This window comes from Streptomyces sp. NPDC002104, assembly GCF_053593795.1.
This window is the reverse complement of the sequence record NZ_JBSFDF010000038.1, coordinates 46,616-72,952: the sequence shown is the minus strand read 5'-3', so window position 1 is coordinate 72,952 and position 26,337 is coordinate 46,616. Positions and strand designations below refer to the sequence as shown.

At 71.9% G+C, this 26,337-nt stretch carries 23 protein-coding genes; 12 read left to right on the top strand and 11 right to left on the bottom strand.

The annotated features are described in order from the left end of the window. Positions 1-328: 328 nt before the first annotated feature. Positions 329-757: a hypothetical protein gene (locus ACWCP2_RS27320; RefSeq protein WP_450911233.1), complete on the top strand. Its 429-nt coding sequence runs from the start codon at positions 329-331 to the stop codon at positions 755-757. A gap of 40 nt (positions 758-797) precedes the next feature. Further along, complete coding sequence (locus ACWCP2_RS27315; RefSeq protein WP_450911232.1) at positions 798-1,226, top strand: hypothetical protein; 429 nt, start codon at positions 798-800, stop codon at positions 1,224-1,226. 57 nt (positions 1,227-1,283) lie between these two features. On the opposite strand, the gene ACWCP2_RS27310 is transcribed toward ACWCP2_RS27315, so the two are convergent. The 5 genes from ACWCP2_RS27310 to ACWCP2_RS27290 all read right to left on the bottom strand — a co-directional run bounded on the left by ACWCP2_RS27310 (position 1,284) and on the right by ACWCP2_RS27290 (position 8,450). Further along, on the bottom strand, positions 1,284-2,234 hold the full coding sequence (locus tag ACWCP2_RS27310) for a cation diffusion facilitator family transporter (protein ID WP_450911236.1): 951 nt from the start codon (positions 2,232-2,234) through the stop codon (positions 1,284-1,286). Positions 2,235-2,279: 45 nt separating this feature from the next. Next, entirely contained in the window at positions 2,280-3,158 is an 879-nt protein-coding gene (tesB, locus tag ACWCP2_RS27305) for an acyl-CoA thioesterase II (RefSeq protein ID WP_450911231.1), read from the bottom strand. 19 nt (positions 3,159-3,177) lie between these two features. Beyond that, complete coding sequence (locus tag ACWCP2_RS27300) at positions 3,178-4,335, bottom strand: acyl-CoA dehydrogenase family protein (protein ID WP_450911230.1); 1,158 nt, start codon at positions 4,333-4,335, stop codon at positions 3,178-3,180. A gap of 177 nt (positions 4,336-4,512) precedes the next feature. Then, complete coding sequence (locus tag ACWCP2_RS27295; RefSeq protein WP_450911229.1) at positions 4,513-5,712, bottom strand: hypothetical protein; 1,200 nt, start codon at positions 5,710-5,712, stop codon at positions 4,513-4,515. Positions 5,713-5,867: 155 nt separating this feature from the next. After that, entirely contained in the window at positions 5,868-8,450 is a 2,583-nt protein-coding gene (locus ACWCP2_RS27290; RefSeq protein WP_450911228.1) for a helix-turn-helix domain-containing protein, read from the bottom strand. Between the two features lie 118 nt (positions 8,451-8,568). Here ACWCP2_RS27290 and speB point away from each other — a divergent pair, with 118 nt between their 5' ends. From speB to ACWCP2_RS27265, 5 genes are all read left to right on the top strand, one after another. Continuing rightward, positions 8,569-9,537 (top strand): agmatinase, encoded by a 969-nt coding sequence (speB, locus tag ACWCP2_RS27285; protein ID WP_450911227.1) that lies wholly within the window; start codon positions 8,569-8,571, stop codon positions 9,535-9,537. Between the two features lie 37 nt (positions 9,538-9,574). Then, complete coding sequence (locus ACWCP2_RS27280; RefSeq protein WP_450911226.1) at positions 9,575-11,242, top strand: thiamine pyrophosphate-binding protein; 1,668 nt, start codon at positions 9,575-9,577, stop codon at positions 11,240-11,242. An 82-nt stretch (positions 11,243-11,324) separates the two neighbouring features. Beyond that, positions 11,325-11,699 carry a hypothetical protein gene (locus ACWCP2_RS27275; RefSeq protein ID WP_450911225.1) on the top strand — a complete coding sequence of 125 codons (375 nt, stop codon included), beginning with the start codon at positions 11,325-11,327 and terminating at the stop codon, positions 11,697-11,699. A 16-nt stretch (positions 11,700-11,715) separates the two neighbouring features. Next, positions 11,716-13,866 carry a hypothetical protein gene (locus tag ACWCP2_RS27270; protein ID WP_450911224.1) on the top strand — a complete coding sequence of 717 codons (2,151 nt, stop codon included), beginning with the start codon at positions 11,716-11,718 and terminating at the stop codon, positions 13,864-13,866. Continuing rightward, positions 13,847-14,557 (top strand): hypothetical protein, encoded by a 711-nt coding sequence (locus ACWCP2_RS27265; protein ID WP_450911223.1) that lies wholly within the window; start codon positions 13,847-13,849, stop codon positions 14,555-14,557. The genes ACWCP2_RS27270 and ACWCP2_RS27265 overlap by 20 nt, the downstream gene beginning before the upstream one ends. On the opposite strand, the gene ACWCP2_RS27260 is transcribed toward ACWCP2_RS27265, so the two are convergent. After that, positions 14,464-14,940, bottom strand: coding sequence for an ATP-binding protein (locus ACWCP2_RS27260; RefSeq protein ID WP_450911222.1), 477 nt, complete (start codon positions 14,938-14,940; stop codon positions 14,464-14,466). The two genes, ACWCP2_RS27265 and ACWCP2_RS27260, sit on opposite strands and share 94 nt — an antisense overlap. A 164-nt stretch (positions 14,941-15,104) precedes the next feature. Here ACWCP2_RS27260 and ACWCP2_RS27255 point away from each other — a divergent pair, with 164 nt between their 5' ends. Together ACWCP2_RS27255 and ACWCP2_RS27250 are read left to right on the top strand one after the other, a co-directional pair. Beyond that, positions 15,105-15,869, top strand: a complete 765-nt coding sequence (locus ACWCP2_RS27255; RefSeq protein ID WP_450911221.1) for a GntR family transcriptional regulator — start codon at positions 15,105-15,107, stop codon at positions 15,867-15,869. Positions 15,870-16,012: 143 nt separating this feature from the next. Continuing rightward, the gene (locus tag ACWCP2_RS27250; RefSeq protein WP_450911220.1) at positions 16,013-19,807 is read left to right on the top strand and encodes an ABC transporter ATP-binding protein; all 3,795 of its coding nucleotides are present in this window, start codon (positions 16,013-16,015) and stop codon (positions 19,805-19,807) included. A 67-nt stretch (positions 19,808-19,874) separates the two neighbouring features. Here the strand turns inward: ACWCP2_RS27250 and ACWCP2_RS27245 are convergent, their stop codons facing one another. Both ACWCP2_RS27245 and ACWCP2_RS27240 read right to left on the bottom strand, forming a co-directional pair. Continuing rightward, on the bottom strand, positions 19,875-20,309 hold the full coding sequence (locus tag ACWCP2_RS27245; protein ID WP_450911219.1) for a hypothetical protein: 435 nt from the start codon (positions 20,307-20,309) through the stop codon (positions 19,875-19,877). Positions 20,310-20,562: 253 nt separating this feature from the next. Continuing rightward, positions 20,563-20,997, bottom strand: a complete 435-nt coding sequence (locus ACWCP2_RS27240) for a hypothetical protein (protein WP_450911218.1) — start codon at positions 20,995-20,997, stop codon at positions 20,563-20,565. A gap of 426 nt (positions 20,998-21,423) precedes the next feature. Here ACWCP2_RS27240 and ACWCP2_RS27235 point away from each other — a divergent pair, with 426 nt between their 5' ends. Further along, positions 21,424-22,185, top strand: a complete 762-nt coding sequence (locus tag ACWCP2_RS27235) for a hypothetical protein (RefSeq protein ID WP_450911217.1) — start codon at positions 21,424-21,426, stop codon at positions 22,183-22,185. A 107-nt stretch (positions 22,186-22,292) separates the two neighbouring features. On the opposite strand, the gene ACWCP2_RS27230 is transcribed toward ACWCP2_RS27235, so the two are convergent. The 3 genes from ACWCP2_RS27230 to ACWCP2_RS27220 all read right to left on the bottom strand — a co-directional run bounded on the left by ACWCP2_RS27230 (position 22,293) and on the right by ACWCP2_RS27220 (position 24,081). Then, the gene (locus tag ACWCP2_RS27230) at positions 22,293-22,727 is read right to left on the bottom strand and encodes a hypothetical protein (RefSeq protein WP_450911216.1); all 435 of its coding nucleotides are present in this window, start codon (positions 22,725-22,727) and stop codon (positions 22,293-22,295) included. Between the two features lie 235 nt (positions 22,728-22,962). Beyond that, positions 22,963-23,379, bottom strand: a complete 417-nt coding sequence (locus tag ACWCP2_RS27225) for a hypothetical protein (protein WP_450911215.1) — start codon at positions 23,377-23,379, stop codon at positions 22,963-22,965. 147 nt (positions 23,380-23,526) lie between these two features. Further along, positions 23,527-24,081, bottom strand: coding sequence for an EF-hand domain-containing protein (locus tag ACWCP2_RS27220; protein ID WP_450911214.1), 555 nt, complete (start codon positions 24,079-24,081; stop codon positions 23,527-23,529). Between the two features lie 331 nt (positions 24,082-24,412). Here ACWCP2_RS27220 and ACWCP2_RS27215 point away from each other — a divergent pair, with 331 nt between their 5' ends. Together ACWCP2_RS27215 and ACWCP2_RS27210 are read left to right on the top strand one after the other, a co-directional pair. Beyond that, entirely contained in the window at positions 24,413-24,754 is a 342-nt protein-coding gene (locus ACWCP2_RS27215; RefSeq protein ID WP_450911213.1) for a hypothetical protein, read from the top strand. An 84-nt stretch (positions 24,755-24,838) separates the two neighbouring features. Beyond that, positions 24,839-26,308, top strand: a complete 1,470-nt coding sequence (locus ACWCP2_RS27210; protein WP_450911212.1) for a S28 family serine protease — start codon at positions 24,839-24,841, stop codon at positions 26,306-26,308. The last annotated feature ends 29 nt before the right edge of the window (positions 26,309-26,337 follow it).

Below are 26,337 nucleotides of genomic sequence, written 5' to 3'. Positions count from 1 at the left end.
GCCCCGGGTCTTTGGGGTCCGGGCGCAGCCCGGGACCCCCCTCTTCAGCCTCGCCGGCGTTTGAGGCGCGGGTCAGGGCGGAGCCCTGGGAACGGTGGAAGGGCGGGTAGGGGACTTCGCCCCGCAGGGCCCGCACCCGGCCGGTGGGCGAATTATCAAGATCGGGCGGATGCGTCAAGCCCCGAATGCGAGTGGCGTGACGCGGACCCCGGCAGAGGGTTTATTTGGAGTACGCCCTCACCGGGAAACTCCCCGGGAATCCAGAGGCCAGGGAATTCTTCTTCCGGAGGATTCTCGAATCCCCTTCTTTTCCGAATGGAGAACGGCCATGTTCAAGATTCTTTCGACCCGTCGCATCGTCCTCGCTTCCGCTTCCGTCGCCCTGCTGGGCGGTGGCATCGCTCTCCCCGCCACGGCGATGGCCGCTCCCGTTCCGCAGCACGTGGTGTCCGTTCTTCAGGACGACAGTGCCGATGGCATCGGTACCGGCGGTGACGCGAACGCCGAGAACACCACCGTTGGTGGCGACTCCCGCGGCGGTGACGCCAACAGTGGCGTCGGGAACTGCAAGGGCAAGTGCACCATCACCACCGGCAACGCCCGGGGCGGCGACTCCAGCGCCGACGCCATCAACACCGGCGACGCCACTGCCGTGGGCGGCGACGGTACCGGCAAGGGCGGCAACCTGAACAAGGTCGACAAGCAGACGGTGAAGAACCAGGTGAAGAAGGACCTCAAGGCGAAGCTCGGCAAGTAATCACCCCGGACCCTTTTTCCTTTCCGAATGGAGAACCATCATGTTCAAGATTCTTTCGACCCGTCGCATCGTCCTCGCTTCCGCTTCCGTCGCCCTGCTGGGCGGTGGCATCGCTCTCCCCGCCACGGCGATGGCCGCTCCCGTTCCGCAGCACGTGGTGTCCGTCCTCCAGGACGACAGTGCCGATGGCATCGGTACCGGCGGCGACGCGAACGCCGAGAACACCACCGTCGGTGGCGACTCCCGCGGCGGTGACGCCAACAGCGGGGTCGGGAACTGCAAGGGCAAGTGCACGATCGACACCGGTGACGCCCGGGGCGGTGACTCCAGTGCCGATGCCATCAACAGCGGCGACGCCACCGCGGTCGGCGGCGACGGGACCGGTACGGGTGGGAACCTGAACAAGGTCAACAAGCAGACGGTGAAGAACCAGGTCAAGAAGGACCTCAAGGCGAAGCTCGGCCACTGAGCCCAGCCGGTCGGGCAGGAAGAAGGCGCCCCGGGAGTCCCCCGGGGCGCCTTCGTGTCACGAGGGGGTGGGGGTCGGGTCCAAGTAGACCCGGCGGATCACCGGGAAGCGGTCCCGGAGCTGGGCCTCCGCGGTTTCGCAGGCCGCCTCCACCTGCGCGGCGGACGCCAGGTCGTGGAAGTCGATCTTCGCGGCGATCAGTACCTCCGAGGGGCCCTGCACCAGCGTGGTCAGCTCCAGCACCGCCTCGATGTGCAGCACCGAGAGCAGTTCCTCCCGTACATCCGCCCGCATCCCCTCCGGGAGGGGGCGCCCGATCAGGTACTGCGCGTTGGAGCGCCCCAGTTCCCACGCCACCCACACCAGCAGCAGCCCGATCAGGAGCGAGGCGACCCCGTCGTACGCGCCGGACCCCGTGAGCTGCGCTCCCAGCAGGCCGCCCGCCGCCAGGGCCAGACCGATCAGCGCGGCCACGTTCTCCAGGAGGACGGCCTTGACCGCCGTGTCCGGGGTGTGTTTCACGTACAGCCCCAGCGGTGCCCGCATCCGTGCGGCCTCGCCCTTGACCTGTCGCCAGGCGACGAGGAGGGAGTAGCCCTCCAGGACGGCGGCGACGGCCAGGATGATGTAGGAGACGGTCGGGTTTCCGGGGTCCTCGCCGTGGAGGAGGGTGTGGATGCCGTCGTAGATGGCGAACACCGCGCCGCCGACGAAGGTGGCGACCGATGCGAGGAGGGCCCAGATGTAGCGCTCCGGCCCGTACCCCAGCGGGTGCGCCTCGTCCGCCGGTTTCGCGCTCCGTTTGAGTGCGGCCAGGAGCATCACCTCGGTCACCGTGTCGGCGACCGAGTGCGCCGCCTCGGAGAGCATGGCGCTGGATCCGCTGATGACCCCGCCCACGGCCTTGGCCGCGGCGATGCCGAGGTTCGTGACGACGGCGACGACGACCGTGCCGACGCTCTCGCTCTCGCCCTGGCCGTCGCTTCCGTTTCCGCTTCCGTTCACCATCGCATCGCTGCTGGACATGGTGTGACGGTACGTCGGGCGGCCGTACTACGCGCGCGGGACGCGCACCACGCCCTCCTGGATGACCGTCACGGCGAGTCTGCCGTCCTGGGTCCAGATCCTCGCCTGGCCGAGGCCCCGGCCGCCGGCCGCCGAGGGCGACTCCTGGTCGTACAGCAGCCATTCGTCGGCGCGAAACGGGCGGTGGAACCACATCGCGTGGTCCAGGGAGGCGCCGACCACGTCGCCGACGGCCCAGCCGCCCTTGCCGTGCGCGAGCAGCACCGAGTCGAGCAGGGTCATGTCGGAGACGTACGTGGCCAGGCAGGTGTGCAGGAGCGCGTCGTCGCTCTCCAGCTTGCCGGCGGTACGGAACCACACCTGCGAGCGCGGTTCGACCGGTTCGCCGACGCTGCCCCAGGGCGGGACCGTGGCGTAGCGGAGGTCGACGGCGCCGCGTGCCTCGACGAGACGTTCCACCGTGCCCGGATCGCGGAAGACGTCCCGGTAGAGCGGGAGCGATTCGGCGGCCGTCGGGAGGGTTTCCGGATCGGGGGCGTCGGGCATCGAGGTCTGGTGGTCGAGGCCCTCCTCGTACGTCTGGAAGGACGCGGAGAGGTGGAAGATCGGCTGGCCGTGCTGGACGGCGACGACCCGGCGCGTGGTGAAGGAGCGCCCGTCGCGGATCCGGTCCACGGAGTACACGATGGGCGCGCCCGGGTCCCCGGCGCGCAGGAAGTACGAGTGGAGCGAGTGCGCGGTGCGGTCCTCGGGCACGGTGCGGCCGGCCGCGACCAGGGCCTGGGCCGCGACCTGGCCGCCGAAGACCCGCGGTACCAGCGCGGAACGACTGGTACCGCGGAAGATGTTCTCCTCGATCTGCTCCAGGTCGAGCAGATCGAGGAGCGTCGTCAGTGCCTCGTTCATGGAGTGAAGGCTAGATGCCTTACAGGCCCATCGACTTGGCGATGATGGACTTCATGACCTCGCTGGTGCCGCCGTAGATGCGGTTCACGCGGTTGTCGGCGTACAGGCGGGCGATCGGGTACTCGTTCATGTAGCCGTAACCGCCGTGCAGCTGGAGGCACTTGTCGATGACGCGGTGCGCGACCTCGGTGCAGAACAGCTTCGCGGAAGCGGCCTCGGCGGCGGTGAGCTCACCGGCGTCCAGGGCCTCCAGGGCGCGGTCGGCGACGGCCTCGGCGGCGTCCACCTCGGCCTGGCAGGCGGCCAGTTCGAACTTGGTGTTCTGGAAGTGCGCGACGGGCTTGCCGAAGACGGTGCGGTCCGTCACGTACTGCTGGGCGAACCGGACGGCGGCCTTGGACTGCGCGTACGCGCCGAAGGCGATGCCCCAGCGCTCGGACGGCAGGTTGGCGCCGAGGTAGTAGAAGCCCTTGTTCTCCTCGCCGAGCAGGTCCTCGACCGGGACCTTCACGTCGACGAACGCCAGCTCGGCGGTGTCGGAGGTGCGCAGGCCGAGCTTGTCGAGCTTGCGGCCGATGGAGTAGCCCTCGGACTTGGTGTCCACGGCGAAGAGGGAGATGCCGAAGCGGCGGTCGTCCTCGCTGGGGGCGGAGGTGCGGGCGCAGACGATCACGCGGTCGGCGTGCACGCCGCCCGTGATGAAGGTCTTGGAGCCGTTGAGGACGTAGTGGGTGCCGTCCTCGGAGAGCTTCGCGCTGGTCTTCATGCCCGCGACGTCGGAGCCGGTGCCCGGCTCGGTCATCGCCAGGGCCCACATCTCCTCGCCGGAGACGAACTTGGGCAGGAAGCGCTTCTTCTGCTCGTCGCTCGCCAGCATCTTGATGTAGGGGAGGGCGAGCAGCACGTGCACGCCGGAGCCGCCGAAGTTGACGCCCGCGCGGGAGGTCTCCTCGTAGAGGACGGCCTCGAACTTGTGGGTGTCCAGGCCCGCGCCGCCGAACTCCTCGGGGACGTTGATCCCGAAGATGCCCAGCTCGCCGAGCTTGTAGTAGAACTCGCGCGGGGCCTGGCCGGCCGCGAACCACTCGTCGTAGACCGGGACGACCTCGGCCTCGATGAAGGCGCGGATGGTCTCGCGGAACGCCTCGTGGTCCTCGTTGAACACCGTACGGCGCACGGCCGACTCCCTTCGTCGCGGCAGTCAGCCGCCCAATCTAAGCGCTTGCTCAGATTAAGTTACCGGCGAGTTGGTCGCGCTGTCCAGAGTGAGGTCCGGCACGTCGGCCGGATGTGCGTGCGGTGCGGGTCCCCGCCGCGGGGCGGGGACCCGTCCGGGCCGGTCGCGCGGCACGCGCTACGACCGTACGTAGGCCTGCCGGGAGGCGCAGGTCCAGATCACCGGCTGGGGCCGGTTCTGCGCGTCCAGGGCGGTCCCGCCGACCCGGTCGTCGTCGCTCACGGTGAACGCGACGGTGTATCCGCTCGGGGTGAGCCCGGGAAGGACGCGCATCGGGCCGCTGCCGGCCAGGTACTGGGCCTGCGCGGTCGGCCGGTCCACCGGGAGCGGCGGGTCGACGGGGAACGAGGTCAGCCCGACCGCGACCCCGGTGCGGGGGCTGATGCCGTCGAGGGTGCTGGTGCGGGCGCCGGCGACCATGGCCGGGAACGAGGGAGGGCTGCCCGGGGTGTTCCAGGCGACGGCCTCCTCGTGGTGGTCGGGGCCCGCACCCGTCAAGGTGTAGCCGACGATCCGGCCGCGCTCGTCGATCCCGCTCGCCCTGAAGGGGTCGGTCGGCTCGGAGCCCGGCGCCAGCGCCGAGGCGGCGGCGGTGCGGTCCGCGGGCCAGTACAGGGCGCGGTCGGCCCCGCCCGGTGTGCCCGGGGAGGACACGGCGCCGCCGGTCCCGGCGATCTCGCCGGCGTTGTTGATGCCGGCCAGCCAGTGGAGCCGGTAGCCGGCGGGCGGCTCCAGCTCGCGCAGCAGGCGGCCGCCGCGCCACTCCATGCCGATGGTCAGGTTCCGTACGGGATCCCACGCGGTGCCGACGATGACGCCGTGATCGTTGACGCTGCGCGGTATGCCCCCGCCGGGCAGGACGGTGACGGAGCGGTCGCCCGGCCGGTAGCTGAAGGCGATGCTTCCCCCGGGCGTGTTCGCGTAGCCGACCATGAGGCCGTGGCGGTTGACGTCCGTCACCTTGCCGGACCCCGATCCCTCCGGCAGGGGCGGGCGGTGCACGCGGGTCCCGATCCAGTAGACCGGCTGCAGCTGGGACATGCCGACGGCCAGGTCGGGCCGGCCTTCCGCGAGGGCTTCGACCTGGGTCCGGCGGACCCACGGGCTCGGATACGGATCCTCCGAGACGACGGGCAGTCGTTCCAGGACGCGGAGCGACGGAGTGCAGCGTGCGGCGGCCTCCTGCTGGGCCGCCGGTGCGGGGGTGGCCAGCGTGAGTGCGGCGAGGAGGCCCGCTGCGGCAGCGAGGGCGCTGCGTGTCGTGCTCGTTCTCGTTCTCGTTCTCGTGCTCGGGCTCGTGCTCGTGCTCGTTCCCATGGATCCCCCCGGATCTACCTGAATGTGGGCGTTCGGAGCGAATGGAGCGTTCGGAGCGTTCGGAGCGTTCGGGCGGAGACATCCTCACCCGGGGGGACAGGGGTGAACAGTCATGATCCGGACATTGCGCGCGTGCCGGTCCGCACGTGCCGGATTCAGTGCGCCGGGTCCTGCGCCGGGTCCTGCTCCGGGGGCCCGGCCGCCGCCACGCGCAGGGCGAACCAGAGCTCCATCCGTACGTCCGGGTCGTCCAGGTCCCGGGCCAGGAGGGCGGCGGCGCGGGCGACGCGCTGGCGGACGGTGTTGCGGTGGACGCCGAGGGCGGCCGCGCTGCGGTCCCAGCTGCCGTGGTGGGCCAGCCAGCCGCGCAGGGTGTCGCGGAGCACGGGGGGGAGGGGGCCGAGCAGGGCCTCCGCGTGGGCCCGGGCCTCGGCCGCGCCGACCAGGCCCGCGAAGCCGGCCTCCGTGTGGCGGGCCAGCGCGGTACGGGCCGCCTCGGCACGCTCCAGGGCCCGCCCGGCCTGCGCGTCGGCGCCGGGCAGGCCCGCGGCCGGGGTCGGGGCGCTGACCCCGAGCCGCCATCCGGGCTGCGGGCCGGGCTCGCGGTCGGTGAGCAGCCGCACGGTGTCCGTGTGGGGGGAGTCCGCGCGCGCGGGGTCCGGGTCCAGCAGTACGGTGCCCAGCGCGGCCGCCAGGGCCCGCGGGTCACCGGTTCCGCGGGCGTGTACGGCGTACCAGGGCCCGGGGCCCAGCGCCCCGGCCGGATCTCCGCCGAGCAGCAGCCGGGTCAGGGCGGCCTCCGCCCCGGCCGTGCGGCGCGCGGTGAGCAGGGTCAGCAGGACGGCCGCGACCGAGGCGACGGTGTGGTCCCCGGGAGCCCGTACCGGGGTGGCGACGGCGAGCACCCACCCGTCGCCGAGGGCGTGGACGCTGAGGTGGAGCCCCCCGTGCGCGGCCGTCGCGGTGACGGCGGAGCCGCCCGCGACCCGCCGGGCGAGCGCGTGCAGCACATCGAGCACCCCGGGCTCGGGCACGGGCCCGGCGGAGGCTCCGGGTGCGGCGGCCCCGGCCTGGCTTGCGGCCCCCGGAGCCCGCACCACGCCGCCTGATCCGGCCGGGCCCGAGGATGCCGGCTCGGGCACCGCCTCTGCGGCCCCGCTCCGCTCCCGGGGCTCGGGCGCGGGCCCGGCCACTACCCCGGTGCCGGGCCGGGCACCGGCGAGCCCGGCAGTGGGCGCCGGTCGGCGCCCTGCGGCGCTGGGCCCTGCGGTGCTGGGCCCTGCCGGTCCGTGCCCCGCGGTGCTGGGCCCTGCCGGTCCGTGCCACGCGGTGCTGGGCCCTGCCTTGCCGGGCCCCGCGGTGCTGGGCCCTGCGGTGCTGGGCCCCGCCGCGCCGGGCCCTGTCGCGCCGGGCCCTGTCGCGCCGGGCCATGCGGTGCTGGACCCTGCTGCGCCGGGCCCTGCCGATCCGAGCCTCGCCGCGCCGGGCCCTGCGGCGCCGGGCCCCGCCCGTCCGGGCCCTGCCGCGACGGTGCCCGCCCCGGTGCTGCCCGGCCCAGTCGCTCCCGGCCCGTTCGGCCGGGGCGCGGGGAGCAGGCCGGCCCAGCCGCCCAGGGTCGCCGCCAGGCGGCGCAGGACGGCCGGGACCGGGTCCGGGCGGGCGGCAGCAGCCGCCAGGGACTGCTGAGCCTCGGTCACCCGGCGCAGCTCCGCGGTACGGGCCTGCTCCATCAGGCGCCAGACGCTGCGGCCGACCGCCGTGAACGGGGTCCCGGGCGGCACCTCGACCAGGGGCAGGCCGTACCGGTCGCAGGCCTCGACGAGGGCCCGCGGCACCGTCTCGTGGACCGGGGTCACCCCGAAGCCGAGGGCCCCGACCCCGGCCCGTACCAGCCGTGCCACGTACAGCCCGGCGTCGGTGCCCCCCGGCTCCGCACCACCGCCGAACCCGGGGCCGCCCTGCACCGAGCCCCCGGGCGCGGGGTCGCCGTGCACCGAGCCGCCGGGCGCGGGGCTGTCGTGTGCCGAGCCGCCGGGTGCGGGGCTGCTGTGTGCCGAGTCCCCGGGTGCGGGGCTGCCCTGTGCTGAGACCCCGGACCCGGGGCTGCTCTGCACTGAGCCCCTGGGTACGGGGTCGCCGTGCACCGAGCCGCCGGGCGCGGAGCCGCCCCGCACCGAGCTCCCGGACCCGGGGCTGCTCTGCACTGAGCCCCCGGGCGCGGGGTCGCCGTGCACCGAGCCCCCGGGCGCGGAGCCGCCGTGTGACGAGCCGCCGGGCGCGGGGCTGCCCTGCGCTGAGTCCCCAGGTGCGGAGCCGCCGTGTGCCGTGCCCCCGGACCCGGGGCCGCCCCGCACCGTGCCCCCGGACCCGGGGCCGCCCCGCACCGAGCCCCCGGACCCGGGGCTGCCCTGTGCCGAGTCCCCAGGTGCGGAGCCGCCCTGTACCGAGCCCCCGGGCGCGGAGCCGCCCCGCACCGCACCCCCGGGCGCGGAGCCGCCCCGTGCCGCGCCGCGCTGCGCGGTCGCGGTCGGGGCCGCCGCGGCGGTCGCCCCCGCGAGGCCCGCGCCCGCCGTCAGGAGGAGTTCGCCGCCGAGCAGGTACGGGGACGGGTCCGTCATCTCGGAGGCGTGGACCCCGTGCAGTGCGGCCTCGGCGGGGCCGGCCAGGTGGCGCAGCCCCAGCTCGTGGTCGGCGAGCAGCCGGCCGAGTGCGACCGGCGGGGTGGGAGGGGCTTCCATGGATGGATACTCCGTACATAGTGGAGGGGGGCCGGTGGATGAAACGTACACTTCGCCCGCCCGGGGTGTCCGTTTACGCTCGAAGGACCGCACCGCACATCTCCCCGGAAGGCCCCCCATGAGCACGCAGCCGCGCGGCCCCGTCGACTCCTCCCGCATCCCGCGCTACGCGGGCCCCGCGACCTTCGCCCGGCTGCCCCGCCTGGACGAGGTCGGCGGCAAGGCCGACGTGGCCGTCGTGGGCGTGCCGTTCGACTCCGGAGTCTCGTACCGCCCCGGTGCCCGATTCGGCGGCAACGCCATCCGTGAGGCCTCCCGCCTGCTGCGCCCGTACAACCCGGCGCAGGACGCCTCCCCGTTCGCGCTCGCGCAGGTCGCGGACGCCGGTGACATCGCGGCGAACCCCTTCAACATCAACGAGGCCGTCGAGACGATCGAGGCCGCCGCCGACGAGCTCATCGGCAACGGCTCCCGCCTGATGACCCTCGGCGGCGACCACACCATCGCGCTGCCCCTGCTGCGCTCGGTGGCGAAGAAGCACGGCCCGGTCGCCCTGCTCCACTTCGACGCGCACCTGGACACCTGGGACACCTACTTCGGCGCCGAGTACACCCACGGCACCCCGTTCCGCCGCGCGGTCGAGGAGGGCATCCTCGACACCGAGGCGCTCTCGCACGTCGGCACCCGCGGCCCGCTGTACGGCAAGCAGGACCTGGACGACGACGCCAAGATGGGCTTCGGCATCGTCACCTCGGCCGACGTCTACCGGCGCGGCGCCGACGAGGTCGCGGACCAGCTCCGCCAGCGCATCGGCGACCGCCCGCTGTACATCTCCATCGACATCGACGTGCTGGACCCCGCGCACGCGCCCGGTACGGGCACCCCGGAGGCGGGCGGCATGACCTCCCGCGAGCTGCTGGAGATCATCCGCGGGCTCTCCTCCTGCAACCTGGTCTCGGCGGACGTCGTCGAGGTCGCCCCGGCGTACGATCACGCGGAGATCACCTCGGTCGCGGCCTCGCACACCGCGTACGAGCTGACCACGATCATGAGCCGCCAGATCTCTGCCGCCAGGCAGGGGCAGTAAGCACAGCAACGCGGCGAGGCGAAGGGCAACGAAGAGCGTGACGCACGACCACGACCTGGTACTCCGTCCCACCGAGGCCCAGAAGGCGGCCGCGCTCGCGCCGCCGCCGGGGCGCACGGGCGGGGACCTGGTCGTGGAGACGCTGCGCTCGCTCGGCGCCACCACCGTCTTCGGGCTGCCCGGCCAGCACGCCCTCGGCCTGTTCGACGCCGTCGGCCGCTCGGACCTGCGCCTGGTGGGCCTGCGTACGGAGAGCAACGCCGGGTTCGCCGCCGACGCGTACGGCCGGATGACCGGCGAGGCGGCCCCGCTCCTGCTGTCCACGGGCCCGGGCGCGCTCATGGCGCTCCCGGCCCTCGCGGAGGCGGCGGCGGCGTCCGCGCCGGTCCTGGCGATCTCCTCGCAGGTCCCGACCCCGGGCCTGGGCGGCGGCCGGCGCGGCCACCTGCACGAACTGCGCGACCAGTCGGCCTCCTTCCGCGACGTGGTCAAGTCCGTGCACACCGCCCGGACCCCCTCCCAGATCCCGTCCGTGATCGCCGAGGCCTGGGAATCGGCGCTGACCGCCCCGCACGGCCCGGTCTGGGTGGAGATCCCGGAGGACGTCCTGCGCGCGGAAACCGTCGTCCCCCAGGTCACGGGCATGGACGCGACCCCGCACGAACTGGCCCCGCGCCCGGAGCTGACCGCGCTGGCCGCGCACTGGCTGGAGAACGCCGAGCGCCCGGTGATCATCGCGGGCGGCGGGGTGATCCGCTCGGACGCGGCGGGCAAGCTGAAGCAGCTCGCGGAGCGGCTGAACGCCCCCGTCGTCACCACCTTCGGCGGCAAGGGCGCCTTCCCCTGGACCCACCCGCTGTCCCTCCAGTCCTGGCTGGAGGACCGCCACATGACGGACTTCCTGGAGGACGCCGACGTCCTCCTCGTCGTCGGCTCGGGCCTGGGAGAGCTGTCCTCGAACTACCACACGTTCTTCCCGGAGGGCCGGGTCGTCCAGATCGAGGCGGACCTCGGCAAGCTGGAGTCCAACCACGCGGGCCTCGGCATCCACGCGGACGCCCGCCTCGCCCTGCAGGCACTCCTTGAAACGGTCGCCGAACGCGCGGATCCCGGGGCCCCGGAGCGCGTCGGCCTGCTCCTGTCCGCGATCGCGGCCCGGCTGGACTCCCAGGACCTGACCCTGGAGCAGCAGCTCCTGACCTCGATCCGCCAGGCCCTCCCGCCCCGCTCCCCGTCCTTCTGGGACATGACGATCCTGTCCTACTGGGCCTGGTCGGCCTTCGACGCCAAGCACCCCAACACCATGCACTCGGCGCAGGGGGCGGGCGGCCTCGGCTACGCCTTCCCGGCGGCCCTCGGCGCGGCCGTGGCGGAGCCGGGCACCCCGGTCCTCGCGGTCTCCGGCGACGGCGGCGCGATGTACTCGATCGCCGACCTGGCCACCGCCCGCCAGCACGACCTGGACGTCACCTGGCTGATCGTGGACGACGGCGGCTACGGCATCCTGCGCGAGTACGGCTGCGAAACGGGCACGAGCCTGACCCGCCCCGATTTCGTCGCCCTGGCGGCCTCCTTCGGCATCCCGGCGGCCACGACCACCCCGGAGTCCCTCCGCGAGGACCTGGCCAAGTCCCTGAAGACACCTGGCCCTTCCCTCCTGCTGCTTCCGGCCAAGTTGGCGATGTTCGCACCCACGCACGCCTGAGGGACCCGCGGCCCGGGTTAGGTTGGTACCGGTCATTCCGGTTGACCCGGGTCCGTCCCGGTCGCAAATCCAAGGGGGAGCGGTGTCGTTCGAGCAGCAATGGGCCCAGCAGAAGCAGTCCGCGACCCCGCCGGGCACCGGAGTCCTGGCGACGGCCCCGCCCGAGAAGAAGAAGGCGGCCGACACCATCGAGAACGTCCTCCAGCCCGGTACGACGAAGGCCGCGGACGCCGCCGACGAGCCGACGACCACCGCGGTGAAGGCCTTCGCCGGCTGGGAGACCGCGACCGGCCTGACGAAGGCGCACACGCACTGGGACGACCAGGTCAAGCGACTGATGGGCCGGCTGAGCTCGGAGAAGACGGCCCTGCGCGGCGCGTCGAACCTCTTCACCGGCAACGACCAGCTGACGGGCCAGGGCTTCCAGCCGGTCACGTCCAAGCTCGCGGGCCTGTAGGAGGGGCGGGGACACGATGCCGACGTACCAGGAGATCGTCACCACCGACCTCGGAGCCCTCACGACGGCCGCCGACGGCTGGCAGTCGATGGCGAAGCAGTTCAAGACGATGGAAGACGTCTACGAGAAGGAAGTCCAGAGCGTTTCCACCGGAAACGGCTGGATGGGCAGCAGCGCGCAGACGGCGAGCAACAACTCCGCCATCACCCGGCGGGAGTTCGACGCGGCACAGACCCAGGCGCTGGCCATGGAGTCCCTGCTCCGCGACGCGCACGCCCGCTTCACGGACCTCAAGGGCCGGGTGACCTCCGCGGTCGCCGACGCGGTGAAGGCCGGCATGAAGGTCTCGGACGCCGGCATCGCGAGCTACGACTTCTCCAAGGAGGACGAGGCCACCGCGAAGGCGATCCGCCACGACCCCGACCTCCCGGAGGTCGAACGGTCCTGGACGCAGCGCATCGCGGACACGGTCAAGGCGGTCACGGAGTTCGACGAGGACGTACGGATCGCCCTCCTCAACGCGTCGGGAGCCGACGGCACGTCCCTCTTCGGCTTCAACTCGCAGGCCGTCGGGGACGTGGAGGCGGTGGAGGCCCTGGCCCTCACCCACAAGATCCAGTCGGGCGACGCCTCCCCGGACGACCTGAAGCACTACGACGAGCTCCTGCGCCAGAACGCCAAGGACAGCCACTTCGGCGAGGCCTACCTGCACGCGCTGGGCGCGAAGGACACGGTCCACCTGGCCGACCAGCTCGTCCTGGCGTCCAGCGACCGCGGAGCCTCGGCGGCCGACAAGAAGCTCTACGAGTCCATCAGCACGGGCCTGGCCGGAACCATCGCCTCGGGCACCAAGGACCCGGAGGGCTACGCCTACAAGCCCTTCATGGCGGGCCTGAAGGAGCAGGGCCCGTCCCTGGTCGCCGACGGCCTGCGCCCGACGTACGGCTACCAGTCGCTGCTGACCGTGATGCAGCGCGGCGACGGCTACGGCAAGCAGTTCCTGAACGACCTCGGCGACGGCATGATCGAGGCCGAGAAGTCGAAGCCCCACATGTACGACCACGCGTACGACTCCCAGCGCCCGAACCTGGTCTCGGACCCCCTGGACGGCCTCCTGGGCATCATGGCCAAGGACCCGGACGCGGCGACGCACTTCCTGGACCCCGAGGCCCCCGGCAACAAGAACGAGCACCTGAAGTACCTCCTCTCCGACCGCGACATGCCGGACCCCTGGATCTCGACGGGCGTGGGCCAGCCGATCGAAATCGACGGAGACAAGACGGCCGGCCTGGGCGCGGCCCTCCAGGCGGCGGCCACGGGCCACGTGGACGGCGAGAAGCTCGGCCCGCCCGGCCCGCACACGGAGGGCCAGGCCCGCGTGATGCACGACGCGATCCGCCTCCTGGACGACGACATGGGCGGCGACGAGTTCCCGGAGGACCGCGAGGGCCTGCGGCGGCCGATGGCGAAGGCACTGGTCGACTACGTCGCGGACACGCACGAGATCCTGGGCGGCCAGAACCCCGACCTGGGGAGCGTCAGGGGCTCCGACTCCATTCACGGCTCGGGTGACCGGTCCCAGATCGCGGTGGGCCAGGGCAGCCTGATCCGCGTGATGCGGGGGATCGCGGACGACGGCCCGTCCTACGCGCTGATGGTCGAGGCGGAGCGGGCCTATTCGGCGGGCTTGCTTTCGGACGCCCCCGTGTTCACGGCCGATTCCCCGCACTCGGGGAGCGCTGACTGGGACAACCGTGCGCACGAGATCGGCGTGGCGAACGGCGCCCTCAACGGCATCGGGGCTGACGTGCACAAAGACAAGGAGGATGACAAGGTCGAGTGGGCGGAGGCCACGTCCACGTACTCGGCCGCCGGGGCCAACGGCCTCATCGGCGAGATACCGGTGGTGAGCACGATCGGAGGCTCGTTGATCGACGTGGCGGGTTACCACTGGGTCGAGGACGTCAAGGACGCCGCCGAGGAGCTGAGCAAGCAAGAGTCCAGCGACAACTACGCGGCAGGCGTGGAGGGGACCAACGCTCTGTTCGCGGCCTGGGGCAAGGACCGCGACATCCAGGGCGACCAGGCCTTCGAGCACGCCCAGAACACGGCGAACAGCTCCTACTCGACCGGACGGGAGGCTGCTCGTGGGCACCTGCGGCCTTGATCTGCGGAAAACCCTCGCGCGGTCTGCGGCCGCCGTGCTCGCCGCGCTGACGCTGGCGTCGTGCACCGCGGGCGAGCCCGAGGCGAAGCCCGACCACCTGTGTGACATCACTCCTTCCTCGGAGGAGGACGTCCTCCTCCGGCAGATCCTCGGTAGGGGGACGGCTACGGGTACGGACGTGGATGCCTTCAGGACCTTCATCCCCAACCGCACGAGCCGTCTCGTGGAGAAGCTGGGGCGCGAACTGCGGGAGATGGACCCGGCGAAGGAGACGTTCACGCCATCCACCTGCACCTTCAGGCCGCCCACGCGGACCGAGGGCGCGGCGTTCAGCGCCGGGTGGGCGCCCCGCACGTCGAAGTTCGTCGAGGAGCCCCTGCGCGAGGCGGGCCGGTTCGAGGTGAACGGAGCCTTCGGTCAGAGCAACTACTTCTCCACGAAGCTGTTCGTCCGGTGCGACATGCCCGGAGACCTCGCCGAGCCCTCGAAGACGGCATGGTTGTACGCGAACGCCTCGTACGTGGTCAACATCTCCCCGACGGAGATCCTCCCGGCCGACATCGACCAAGCGGCCAAGGACCGGCAGACGGCTCTGACCTACCTCATGACCCGCCGCGTCACCGAAGCCCTCGGCTGCGAGAACAAGCCACTGGCGAAGCCCCCCGTGGTGAAGCCGGTGCCTACACCCTGACCTCGGCCCAGACCGCCTTGCCGATGCCGTGGAGCCGGGGGCACTGCCCCCACCGCTCGGCCAGGGCCGCGACGATCGCGAGCCCCCGGCCCCGCTCGCACCTGGGGCGTGAGCTTCACGGCGGGGCCGGCGTCGGCGACCTCCACGCGCAGCAGCCCGTCGTAGCGGGCGAGCCGGATGCCGAGGTCCCGGCCCTGCGGTGCGCGCGCGTGCCGTACGGCGTTGGTGACCAGCTCGGAGAGCAGCAGCTCCGCCGCCTCGGCGGCCCGCGCCCCGATGCCCCACTCGGCGGCCTGCTCGCGCAGCAGCGCGCGGGCCCGGCCGGGGGACCGGAGGCTGCGCGCGATCAACCAGTGGATCTCGTCGGTCTGTGGCATTGCCATGAAGGAACACCTCTCTAGAGATAGTTCCTCCAGTGAAGCGTCCGGCTTCCCGCGTGGCAAGCGGTTCTCTAGAGATAGTCCGTCCTGTCGCCTAGTGGACGCACCGCCACTGCTTCGGCGCGATGGGCTGCCTAGGATGACTAGAGATGATCAGGGAGGACCGCATGCCGAGGAACGGCGCCGCACGGCAGCAGCCCAAGTACCAGCGGATCGCTGCCGCACTGAAGGCCGCCATCTCGGCAGGCGAGTACGGTCCCGGCGACCGGCTGCCCGGGGAGAACGACCTCATGGCGACCTACGACGTCGCCCGCATGACGGCTCGCCAGGCGCTCGGAGTGCTGCAGGCCGAAGGCCTGACCGAAGCGCGCAAGGGTGCCGGAGTGTTCGTCCGGGAGTTCAGGACGATCCGCCGCCGGGGTGTTCAGCGTCTCGCCGCCGAGGTGTGGGGAGAGGGCCGCTCCATCTGGGCCGGCGACACGGAGGACCGTGCCCCGGAGGTCGAGTTCATCGGAGTCTGCGAGGAAGGGGTACCCGTCGCCGTCGGGCGCGTGCTCGACCTGGAGGCGGGAGCGGCCGTCTGCGTCCGCCGTCGCAGATACGTACTGGACGGGAAGCCCGTCATGTTCGCGACCTCCTACCTCGACGCCGCCCTCGTGGCGGGTACGCCCATCACCGAGCCCGACAGCGGCCCCGGCGGGATCTACGCCCGGCTCGCCGAGCTCGGGCACGGGCCCGCGCGGTTCCGGGAGGAGGTCCGGTCGCGGATGCCGAACGCCGAGGAGGCCGCGAGCCTCGGGCTGGCCGCGGGGACGCCCGTCGTGCTGGTCGTCCGTACCGCCTTCGACGCCGACGGGCGGGTGGTCGAGGTCAACGAGATGGTCCTCGACGCCTCCGCCTACGTCCTGGAGTACGACTTCGGCGCCCCCTGACCCGGCTCCCCGCCACCCGCCCGGCGCTCCCCGGGTGCGCCGGAGGCGCCCGGAGTACACGTTCGAATTGTTGCGGCGGGATGAAATCCGCCGGTCGGAGCGTTGGGGCTTCCGGTAGGGCAGGACGAACGGGGAGGCAGCACGTGGCTACGGCGACGGCGGAAACGGCCGCTGGAAGCAAACAGGGGTGGGGCAGGCGGCTCGCCGCCTACACCTGGCGGTACAAGGCCAATGTGCTGCTGGCCCTCGGGTCCTCGCTCGGCGGCATGGCCGTCATGGCGCTCGTGCCGCTCGTCACCAGGGTGATCCTCGACGACGTCATCGGCGACCACACCAAGCCCATGACGCCCTGGGCCCTGATGCTCATAGGCGCCGCGGTCCTGGTCTACGTACTGACCTACATCCGCAGGTACTACGGCGGGCGCCTCGCCCTCGACGTGCAGCACGACCTGCGCACCGACATGTACGCCACCATCGCCCGGCTCGACGGCCGCCGCCAGGACGAGCTGTCCACCGGGCAGGTCGTGGGGCGGGCCACCACCGACCTCCAGCTGATCCAAGGGCTGCTCTTCATGCTGCCCATGACCATCGGCAACTTCCTGCTCTTCGGGATCTCCCTCGGGATCATGCTGTGGCTCTCGCCGCTGCTGACCGTCGTCGCGCTGCTCATGGCCCCCGCCCTCTGGTTCATCGCCAAGCGCAGCCGCAAGAAGCTCTTCCCCGCCACCTGGTACGCCCAGAGCCAGGCCGCCGCCGTCGCCACCGTCGTCGACGGGGCCGTCACCGGTGTCCGCGTCGTCAAGGGCTTCGGCCAGGAGGAGCAGGAGACCGGCAAGCTCCGCGAGGCCGGCCGCCGGCTGTTCGCCGGGCGGATGCGCGGCATCCGGCTGAACTCGCGCTACACCCCCGCCCTGCAGGCCGTACCGGCCCTCGGCCAGGTCGCGATGCTGGCCCTCGGCGGCTGGATGGCCACCAAGGGGCAGGTCACCCTCGGTACCTTCGTCGCCTTCTCCACCTACCTCGCCCAGCTCGTCGGCCCCGTCCGGATGCTCGCCATGGTCCTCACCGTCGGCCAGCAGGCCCGCGCCGGCGTGGAGCGGGTCTTCGAGCTCATCGACACCGAGCCGGAGATCCAGGAAGGCAGCAAGGAACTGCCCGCGGACGCGCCCGCGACCGTCGAGTTCGACGACGTGCGCTTCGGGTACGACCCCGAGCGGCCCGTGCTCGACGGGTTCCACCTGTCGATCGCCGAGGGGGAGACCGTCGCCCTCGTCGGATCCTCCGGCAGCGGGAAGTCCACCGTCTCCCTGCTGCTGCCGCGCTTCTACGACGCCGACCGCGGCGCCGTCCGCGTCGGCGGCCACGACGTGCGCGAGCTGACCTACGACTCCCTGCGCGATGCCATCGGGCTCGTGCCGGAGGACTCCTTCCTCTTCTCCGACACCATCCGCGCCAACATCGCCTACGGATACCCCGGCGCCACCGAGGAACAGATCCGGGCCGCCGCCCGCGCCGCCCAGGCCGAAGGGTTCATCGAGGCGCTCCCCGCCGGGTACGACACCACGGTCGGCGAGCAGGGCCTGACCCTCTCCGGCGGCCAGCGCCAGCGCATCGCGCTCGCCCGCGCCATCCTCACCGACCCCCGCCTGCTGCTCCTCGACGACGCCACCTCCGCCGTCGACGCCCGCGTCGAGCACGAGATCCACGAGGCGCTGCGCGCCGTCATGGCCGGCCGCACCACCCTGCTCATCGCCCACCGCCGCTCCACGCTCGCGCTCGCCGACCGGATCGCCGTACTGGACCGCGGGCGGCTCTCCGACGTCGGTACGCACGAGGAGCTGGAGCGCCGCTCGGCCCTGTACCGGCGGCTGCTCACCGACCCGGACGCGCTGGGCGCGGGCTCGCCGAGGACGCCCGAGGCGCCCCCGATGGAGGAGTTCGAGCGGGACATCGAGCGGGGCATCGAGCTCGAAGCCGAGATCGACTCCGAGCCCGTCAACGCCAAGCGCCGGGTGGCCGGCGGGATCACCCCCGAGCTCTGGCAGCGCCAGGAGGAGGCCGACGAGAAGGCCACCGCCGCGGCCGGGACGTCCGCCACCCCCGAACTGCTCGCGCAGGTGGCCGCGCTGCCGCCCGCCGACGACACCCCCGACGTGGACGAGACCCGCGCCGCGTCCGCCGAGGACAGCTACAACCTGGGCCGCCTGCTGCGCGGCTTCTGGGCCCCGCTCGCGATATCCCTCGGCCTCGTCGCCCTCGACGCCGGCTCCGGACTGCTCCTGCCCATCCTGATCCGGCACGGCATCGACCAGGGCGTCGAAGCCGCCGCCCTCGGCGCCGTCTGGGCGGCGTCCCTCCTCGCGCTCGGCGTGGTCCTGGCCCAGTGGGCCGCGCAGTTCGCCGAGACCCGGATGACCGGCCGCACCGGGGAGCGCGTGCTCTACGCCCTGCGCGTCAAGATCTTCGCCCAGCTCCAGCGCCTCGGCCTCGACTACTACGAGCGCGAGCTCACCGGCAAGATCATGACCCGGATGACCACCGACGTCGACGCCCTGTCCAGCTTCCTGCAGACCGGGCTCGTCACCGCCGTCGTCTCCGTCCTCACCTTCTTCGGCATCCTGGTCGCCCTGCTCGTCCTGGACGTGGAGCTGGCGCTGATCGTCTTCGCCACGCTGCCCCTGCTGATCATCGGCACCGTCTACTTCCGCCGGAAGTCCGTGGCCGCCTACGAGCTCGCCCGCGACCGCGTCGGACTCGTCAACGCCGACCTCCAGGAGTCCGTGGCCGGACTGCGCATCGTGCAGGCCTTCCGCCGCCAGCGCGCCGGCGCGATCCGGTTCGCCGAGCGCAGCGACTCGTACCGCGAGGCCCGGGTCCGCGGCCAGTGGCTGATCTCCGTCTACTTCCCCTTCGTGCAGCTGCTCTCCTCGGGGGCAGCGGCCGCCGTGCTGATCGTCGGCGCCGGGCGGGTGGAGGCGGGCACGCTCACCACGGGCGCGCTGGTCGCGTACCTGCTCTACATCGACCTGTTCTTCGCCCCCGTCCAGCAGCTCTCCCAGGTCTTCGACGGCTACCAGCAGGCCACCGTCTCCCTCGGCCGGATCCAGGGCCTGCTGCGCGAGCCCACCAGCACCCCCCGCCCGGCCGACCCCCGCCCGGTCCCCGAGCTGCGCGGCGAGATCGCCTTCGAGGGGGTCCACTTCTCCTACGGCACGGCCGCGGAGCGCGGGGAGAAGGAGCAGGCACTGAGCGGGATCAGCCTGCGCATCCCCGCCGGGCAGACCGTCGCCTTCGTCGGCGAGACCGGAGCCGGCAAGTCCACGCTGGTCAAGATGGTGGCCCGGTTCTACGATCCGACCGCCGGCCGGGTCACCGCCGACGGGGTGGACCTGCGCGAGCTGGACCTGACGGGGTACCGCCACCGGCTCGGCGTCGTCCCGCAGGAGCCGTACCTCTTCCCGGGGACGGTCCGCGACGCCATCGCCTACGGGCGCCCCGGGGCGAGCGACTCCGAGGTGGAGGCCGCCGCCCACGCGGTCGGCGCCCACGCCATGATCGCCACGCTGGACGGCGGCTACCTGCACACCGTCACCGAGCGCGGCCGCAACCTCTCCGCCGGCCAGCGCCAGCTGATCGCGCTGGCCCGCGCCGAGCTCGTCGACCCCGACGTCCTGCTGCTCGACGAGGCCACCGCCGCCCTCGACCTGGCCACCGAGGCCCTGGTCAACCAGGCCACCGACCGGCTCGCGGGCAAGCGCACCACGCTGGTCGTGGCGCACCGGCTGACCACGGCCGCGCGCGCCGACCGGGTCGTCGTCATGGACCGCGGCCGGGTCGCGGAGGACGGCACCCACGCCGAGCTGCTGGCCCGCGGCGGCCGGTACGCCGAGCTGTGGCGCACCTTCGCGGGCGAGGACGAGCCGGCCGCGGCGGCGTAGGACCGCGGCACGCGACGGCGCCCCCGGGATTCCCGGGGGCGCCGTCGTGCTGGGGGGCTTGCTGGGCTCAGTGGCCGAGCTTCGCCTTGAGGTCCTTCTTGACCTGGTTCTTCACGGTCTGCTTGTTGACCTTGTTCAGGTTTCCGCCCTTGCCGGTGCCGTCGCCGCCGACCGCGGTGGCGTCGCCGGTGTTGATGGCGTCGGCGCTGGAGTCGCCGCCCCGGGCGTCGCCGGTGGTGATCGTGCACTTCCCCTTGCAGCTACCGACGCCGCTGTTGGCGTCGCCGCCGCGGGAGGTGCCGCCGACGGTGGTGTTCTCGGCGTTGGCGTCGCCGCCGGTGCCGATGCCGTCGGCGCTGTCGTCCTGGACGAAGGAGACCGCGTGCTGCGGTGCGGCGGTCGGGGCGGCCATGGCCGTGGCGGGGAGCGCGATGCCACCGCCCAGCAGGGCGACGGAGGCGGAGGCGAGGACGATGCGGCGGGTCGAGAGAATCTTGAACATGGCCGTTCTCCATTCGGAAAGGAAAGAGAGGGGGAGGGAAAGGGATTCGGGGAGATTCCCTGCCCTCTGGTTCTTCCGGCGATTCCCGGTGAGGGCGTACTTCAAATAAACCCGATGCCGGGATGCGCGTCACGCCACTCGCATTCGGGGCTTGACGCATCTGCCCGATCTTGGTAATTCCCGATGGTGGTCCGGGCACACGACAGCGCCCCGGGGGTACCGGGGCGCCGTGGTGCTGGGGGACTTGCTGGGCTCAGTGACCGAGCTTCGCCTTGAGGTCCTTCTTGACCTGGTTCTTCACGGTCTGCTTGTTGACCTTGTTCAGGTTTCCGCCGGTGCCGGTGCCGTCGCCGCCCACCGCGGTGGCGTCGCCGGTGTTGATGGCGTCGGCGCTGGAGTCGCCGCCCCGGGCGTCGCCGGTGGTGATCGTGCATTTGCCCTTGCACTTGCCGACGCCACTGTTGGCGTCGCCGCCGCGGGAGTCGCCACCGACGGTCGTGTTCCCGGCATTGGCGTCGCCACCAGTGCCGATGCCGTCGGCGCTGTCGTCCTGGACGAAGGAGACCGCGTGCTGCGGTGCGGCGGTGGGAGCGGCCATGGCCGTGGCGGGGAGCGCGATGCCACCGCCCAGCAGGGCGACGGAGGCGGAGGCGAGGACGATGCGGCGGGTGGAGAGGATCTTGAACATGGCGGTTCTCCATTCGGAAAAGAAGGGGATTCGAGAATCCTCCGGAGAGAATGTCCGGGGTGATTCTCCGGCCTCTGGATTCCCGGGGAGTTTCCCGGTGAGGGCGTACTTCAAATAAACCTGATCGCGGGATGCGCGTCACGCCACTCGGATTCGGGGCTTGACGCGGATGGCCGGTCCTGGTAATTCTCACCCGGCTCGCCCGTGGCCCCCCGGGGTGACGGGGGAAGGCGCAGGGGGTGTGACAACACGCCGTGTGCAGGCGAATCCGTACGGTGGTGGGAGTCGCGCGATAACGTCGGCCCGACCAAACCCCAGGGGATCCCCGCGTCCGTATCTCACCGGACGTATCCGACCGGCGGCCTCGGCGCGCGCACGCTTGGCCACAGTCGAATTGCTCCGCAAACGAATCCCGGAGAATTTCCGATGAACGAGCGTTCCTGGACCCGTCGCATCGTGCTGGCCACGGCTTCCGTGGCACTGGCCGGCGGCATCGCCCTGCCCGCGACCGCGATGGCCGCACCAGCGGTCCCGTACTACGGCCACAGCAGCATCAGCGCCCTCGTGGACGGCGCCTCTCCCGGAACCTGTGAAGGGTTCTGCCAGGGGAGCAACAACATCGCCACCGGCGAAGGCGCCTCCGGCAGCTGTACGGGCCTGTGCCGCGACAGCACCAACACCGCCGTGGGGAACCGCGCCTCCGGCCTGTGCACGGGCCTGTGCGGCGACAGCACCACCACCTCGGTCGGGGCGGGTGCGTACAACGAGTGCACGGGCCTCTGCGGCACCAGCACCAACACCGCTGTCGGCGACGGCGCCTCCAACCGGTGCAACGGCCTCTGCTTCGACAGCGTCAACACGGCCGTGACCGCCGACGTACTGAGCCGTGGCAGCCGTACCGCCGCGAGCTCGACCGGCAGGACGGCACGGGGCGGCGACGGGGGAGGCGGCGGCGACCACCGGGGCGGTGACGCCAGCGCCGTCAGCGGCTCCGCCAACGCCGAGAACACCACGGTCGGCGGAACGGCCACCTCGGGCGACGCCACCTCCGGTGTGGGTACCTGCATCGGCAGGTGCACGATCACCACCGGGAACGCGACGAGCGGAAACGCCAGCGCCGACGCCATCAACAGCGGCGACGCGACCGCCGTGAGCGGCGACGCGACCGCCACGGGCGGCAACGCCTGATACCGGGGCGCACGCCCCACGGCACGGACCACACAACGGCGCCCCCGGGAATCCCGGGGGCGCCGTTGTGCTGGGTGGTGGACGGGTGGACGGGTTGGCGGCTGGGCTCAGTGGCCGAGCTTCGCCTTGAGGTCCTTCTTGACCTGGTTCTTCACGGTCTGCTTGTTGACCTTGTTCAGGTTTCCGCCGGTGCCGGTCCCGTCGCCGCCGACCGCGGTGGCGTCGCCGGTGTTGATGGCGTCGGCGCTGGAGTCGCCGCCCCGGGCGTTGCCGGTGGTGATGGTGCACTTGCCCTTGCAGTTGCCGACGCCGCTGTTCGCGTCGCCGCCGCGGGAGGTGCCGCCGACGGTGGTGTTCTCGGCGTTGGCGTTGCCACCTGTACCGATGCCGTCGGCGCTGTCGTCCTGGAGGAAGGACGCCGCGTGCTGCGGGGCGGTGGTGGGGGCGGCCATGGCCGTGGCGGGGAGGGCTATGCCACCGCCCAGCAGGGCGACGGAGGCGGAGGCGAGGACGATGCGGCGGGTGGAGAGGATCTTGAACATGGTGGTTCTCCATTCGGAAAGGAAAGGGAGGGGAGAGAAAGAGGAGGGATTCGGAGGAATTCCCTGCCCGTTGAGGGCGTACTTCAAATAAACCCGATGCCGGGATGCGCGTCACGCCACTCGGATTCGGGGCTTGACGCCCGCGCTGGATTCCCGTAAAAGCGCCGTCCGGGGCTGCCTGCGCACGCGCCGGAGCCCCGGGTCCGTCGTGCGGACCCGGGGCTCCGGTGCTGTCTCATGTCCTCGCGGCTGCGCCGACCGTGTCGTCCCGCTCCCCCGGGTCGCCGACGACGTGAGTGCCCTCGTCGGGCGGCCCGCAAGGGGCGGCGAAGCACACGTAGTCCGGACGGTCGGGAGCCCGGAAGACGGGCGGGCTCTCGGGGGAGCCGTGCTTGCCGGGGCGCTTGCCGTGCTTCCCGTTGCCCCACTTGCCCTGGCCGTCCTCGGCGGGCCGGTCCTTGCCGATCACGCCCCCGTCGGAGTCGGTGCGGAGCAGGAGGGTGGACTCGTTGCCGGTGTCGTCGGCCCTGACCGCGTGCGCACCCGCGGGGGTGGCGGCGAACGCGGCCGCCGGAGCGAGCACGCCTCCCGCGACGATGGCTGCCGATGCGGCGAACAGGACGAGGCGCGGCTTCCTGGAAACGTGGTTCATGACTGCTCTCCTCTGGTGAGCGGGGCGAATGGGGGTTCCGTCCCAGTACGCCCCGCCGCCCGAGCGGTGTCACGACCCGATAGTTCGCGGCTTGACGGGATCCGGATCCCCGGTTAGGCCAGGTCCCCGCTCCGGCCGCGCCCTGGGCTAGAGCTCGCCGAAGAGCAGGTTGCCCGGGGCGTCCTCGTCGGTGCCGGTGTAGTACTCCCGTACCGCGCCGAGGAGCTCGTCCACGGACAGGAATCCGTCGTGGTCGGCGTCGATCCGGGCGAAGAGCGCTTCCGTGTCCGCGTGGTTCAGCTTCGTGTCGAAGGCGAGCTGCGCCGCGTGGAACTCCTCCGGGCTGATCCGCCCGTCGCCGTCGGTGTCGGCGATCGCCAGGATGGCCCGCATCATCGGGCGGAACGAGCGGTCGTAGGCGGGCCCGCCCTGCGCGTACAGCCGGGTCATGCCGGTCTTGTACTCCTCGGTCGTGACCTTGCCGTCCCGGTCCAGGTCCAGCTCGGTGAACAGGTCCTGCCAGAAGTCGACGAGCCCGCTCATCACCGCGGTTCCCCTGCGGGAGGTGGCCGGCTCGCCGAGGGCCGACAGCAGGCGGGAGCCGAGCCCGATGATGTCGTGCTCGTCGATCACCTGGTCCTCGTTGACGTCGAGGTGGGCGAAGGCGCGGTCCAGCTTGCGGTCGAGCAGGTCGTTCGTCATGTCAAGTGCCTTTCACAGCTACGTAACGGGGTCCTGTGCTCACGTAGCGTAATGTCCTGCACGATCGTGAACTCCCGTTATCCCGCTGGGAAGTTGTGGATGCACTCGTACGAGGTATGGGTCAACGGCGCCGTGCGGGGCGGGCCGGGCGGCGTGGCCGGTGCGGCGGGCTCCGCAGGCCGAGTTCTTGTCCCGGGCAACCAATCGGGGCGGCCCGGCGTCGTACGAACGTACGCACGTGGTACGTACGACGGAATGACGGAATGGGGACAGGGTGCTGAAGGCGCGGAACCGGCGCGGGCGATGGGCCGCCTGCGCCGGGGTGATCACCATGACGCTGTGGCTGGGGGCGGCCGGACTGCTGGCGGCGCAGCCCGCGCAGGCGGCCGGCGGGTGCGCGGGCAGCCTGGTGCGGACGCTGCCCTTCTCCACGGGGGAGGTGCGCGTCTACAAGACCCGCGACCGGGCCTGCGCGATGACGGTCGCCCGGCAGCCCGGTCCGCGGCGGGCGATGTCGGTGAGCATCCAGCCGCGCGGCGGCTTCCCGGTGCGCGACGCGGGGCGATTCACCCGTTACGCCGGGCCCGTCGACGCCCATGCGATCAACCGCTGCGTGTATGTAAAGGGGAGCGTGGGAGCCGGATCCGTCGATTCCGGCTGGATCCTTTGCTGATGGAGCGGCCCAACTAGGTCTGTTCAGCCGCGTGTTCCCCCGGCTAGGTTCACGGCGACCGATGTGAACCCATGGGGAGTGCGAATGCGCAAGAAGCTCGGATGGCTGCTGTCGCTCGCGGTGCTGATCGGCACCGCGGGTGCGGCCGGCACCACGGCGCAAGCGGCCACCGCCGCGGAACCGTCCGCCGTCACGGATACCACCGCCACGGATGCCAAGGCCGCCACGGAAGACATCAAGGACCGGATCCTCGCGATCCCCGGGATGAGCCTGATCGAGGAGAAGCCGTACACGGGCTACCGCTTCTTCGTGCTGAACTACGAGCAGCCAGTCGACCACCGCGCGCCGTGGAAGGGCACCTTCAAGCAGCGGCTGACCCTGCTGCACAAGGACGTCACGCGGCCCACGGTGTTCTTCACCTCCGGCTACAACGTCAACACCAGCCCGCGCCGCAGCGAGCCGACGACCATAGTCGACGGCAACCAGGTGTCGCTGGAGTACCGATTCTTCACCCCGTCCCGCCCCGATCCGGCCAACTGGTCGAACCTGGACATCTGGCAGGCCGCCAGTGACCAGCACCGCGTCTTCACCGCCCTGAAGAAGGTCTACACGAAGAACTGGCTGGCCACGGGCGGCAGCAAGGGCGGCATGACGGCCACCTACTTCGAGCGCTTCTACCCGCGCGACATGGACGGCGTCGTCGCCTACGTCGCCCCCAACGACGTGGTGAACAAGGAGGACTCGGCCTACGACCGGTTCTTCGCCAAGGTCGGCACCAAGGAGTGCCGCGACAAGCTGAACGCGGTGCAGCGCGAGGCGCTCGTGCGCCGCGAGCCGCTGGAGGCCAAGTACGCGGTGGCCGCCGCCGAGAACGGCTGGACCTTCACCACCGTAGGCAACCTCGACAAGGCCTACGAGGCCGTCGTGCTGGACTACGTGTGGGCCTTCTGGCAGTACAGCCTGCTCTCCGACTGCGCCACCATCCCGGCCGCCGCCACCGCGAGCGACCAGGAGATCTGGGACACGATCGACACGATCTCCGGCTTCTCGGCCTACGCCGACCAGGGCCTGGAGACGTACACCCCGTACTACTACCAGGCGGGCACCCAGCTCGGTTCCCCCGACATCAAGCAGCCCCACCTGGGCAACCTGAGCCGCTACGGCTACCAGCCGCCGCGCAACTTCGTGCCCCGCGACATCCCGATGACCTTCCAGCCCGGGGCGATGCGGGACGTGGACAGCTGGGTGAAGAACAACGCGCACCAGATGCTCTTCGTCTACGGACAGAACGACCCGTGGGGTGCCGAACCGTTCCACCTCGGCTACGGGGCCCGCGACAGCTACGTGATGATCGCCCCGGGCGCCAACCACGGGGCCAACGTCTCCAAGCTCATGGACGCCGAGAAGGCGCTGGCCACCGAGAAGATCCTCACGTGGGCCGGAGTGGCCCCGGCCACCACGCCGGGCGGCGCGGCCAAGGCGGCGCCGCTGGCGAAGCCGGACGCGCAGCTCGACCAGCGCGACATCGAGCGCGAGCCGATGCTGCGCCCGTGAGGCCGGCGGGCCGCGGGAGGGCTGCGGGG

Coding starts and splice junctions, on each gene's coding strand:
- ACWCP2_RS27320 (WP_450911233.1), top strand. CDS start 329: ATGTTCAAGATTCTTTCGACCCGTCGCATCGTCCTCGCTTCCGCTTCC.
- ACWCP2_RS27315 (WP_450911232.1), top strand. CDS start 798: ATGTTCAAGATTCTTTCGACCCGTCGCATCGTCCTCGCTTCCGCTTCC.
- ACWCP2_RS27310 (WP_450911236.1), bottom strand. CDS start 2,234: ATGGTGAACGGAAGCGGAAACGGAAGCGACGGCCAGGGCGAGAGCGAG.
- tesB (WP_450911231.1), bottom strand. CDS start 3,158: ATGAACGAGGCACTGACGACGCTCCTCGATCTGCTCGACCTGGAGCAG.
- ACWCP2_RS27295 (WP_450911229.1), bottom strand. CDS start 5,712: ATGGGAACGAGCACGAGCACGAGCCCGAGCACGAGAACGAGAACGAGA.
- ACWCP2_RS27290 (WP_450911228.1), bottom strand. CDS start 8,450: ATGGAAGCCCCTCCCACCCCGCCGGTCGCACTCGGCCGGCTGCTCGCC.
- speB (WP_450911227.1), top strand. CDS start 8,569: ATGAGCACGCAGCCGCGCGGCCCCGTCGACTCCTCCCGCATCCCGCGC.
- ACWCP2_RS27270 (WP_450911224.1), top strand. CDS start 11,716: ATGCCGACGTACCAGGAGATCGTCACCACCGACCTCGGAGCCCTCACG.
- ACWCP2_RS27260 (WP_450911222.1), bottom strand. CDS start 14,940: ATGGCAATGCCACAGACCGACGAGATCCACTGGTTGATCGCGCGCAGC.
- ACWCP2_RS27255 (WP_450911221.1), top strand. CDS start 15,105: ATGCCGAGGAACGGCGCCGCACGGCAGCAGCCCAAGTACCAGCGGATC.
- ACWCP2_RS27245 (WP_450911219.1), bottom strand. CDS start 20,309: ATGTTCAAGATTCTCTCGACCCGCCGCATCGTCCTCGCCTCCGCCTCC.
- ACWCP2_RS27240 (WP_450911218.1), bottom strand. CDS start 20,997: ATGTTCAAGATCCTCTCCACCCGCCGCATCGTCCTCGCCTCCGCCTCC.
- ACWCP2_RS27235 (WP_450911217.1), top strand. CDS start 21,424: ATGAACGAGCGTTCCTGGACCCGTCGCATCGTGCTGGCCACGGCTTCC.
- ACWCP2_RS27230 (WP_450911216.1), bottom strand. CDS start 22,727: ATGTTCAAGATCCTCTCCACCCGCCGCATCGTCCTCGCCTCCGCCTCC.
- ACWCP2_RS27225 (WP_450911215.1), bottom strand. CDS start 23,379: ATGAACCACGTTTCCAGGAAGCCGCGCCTCGTCCTGTTCGCCGCATCG.
- ACWCP2_RS27220 (WP_450911214.1), bottom strand. CDS start 24,081: ATGACGAACGACCTGCTCGACCGCAAGCTGGACCGCGCCTTCGCCCAC.
- ACWCP2_RS27215 (WP_450911213.1), top strand. CDS start 24,413: ATGACGCTGTGGCTGGGGGCGGCCGGACTGCTGGCGGCGCAGCCCGCG.
- ACWCP2_RS27210 (WP_450911212.1), top strand. CDS start 24,839: ATGCGCAAGAAGCTCGGATGGCTGCTGTCGCTCGCGGTGCTGATCGGC.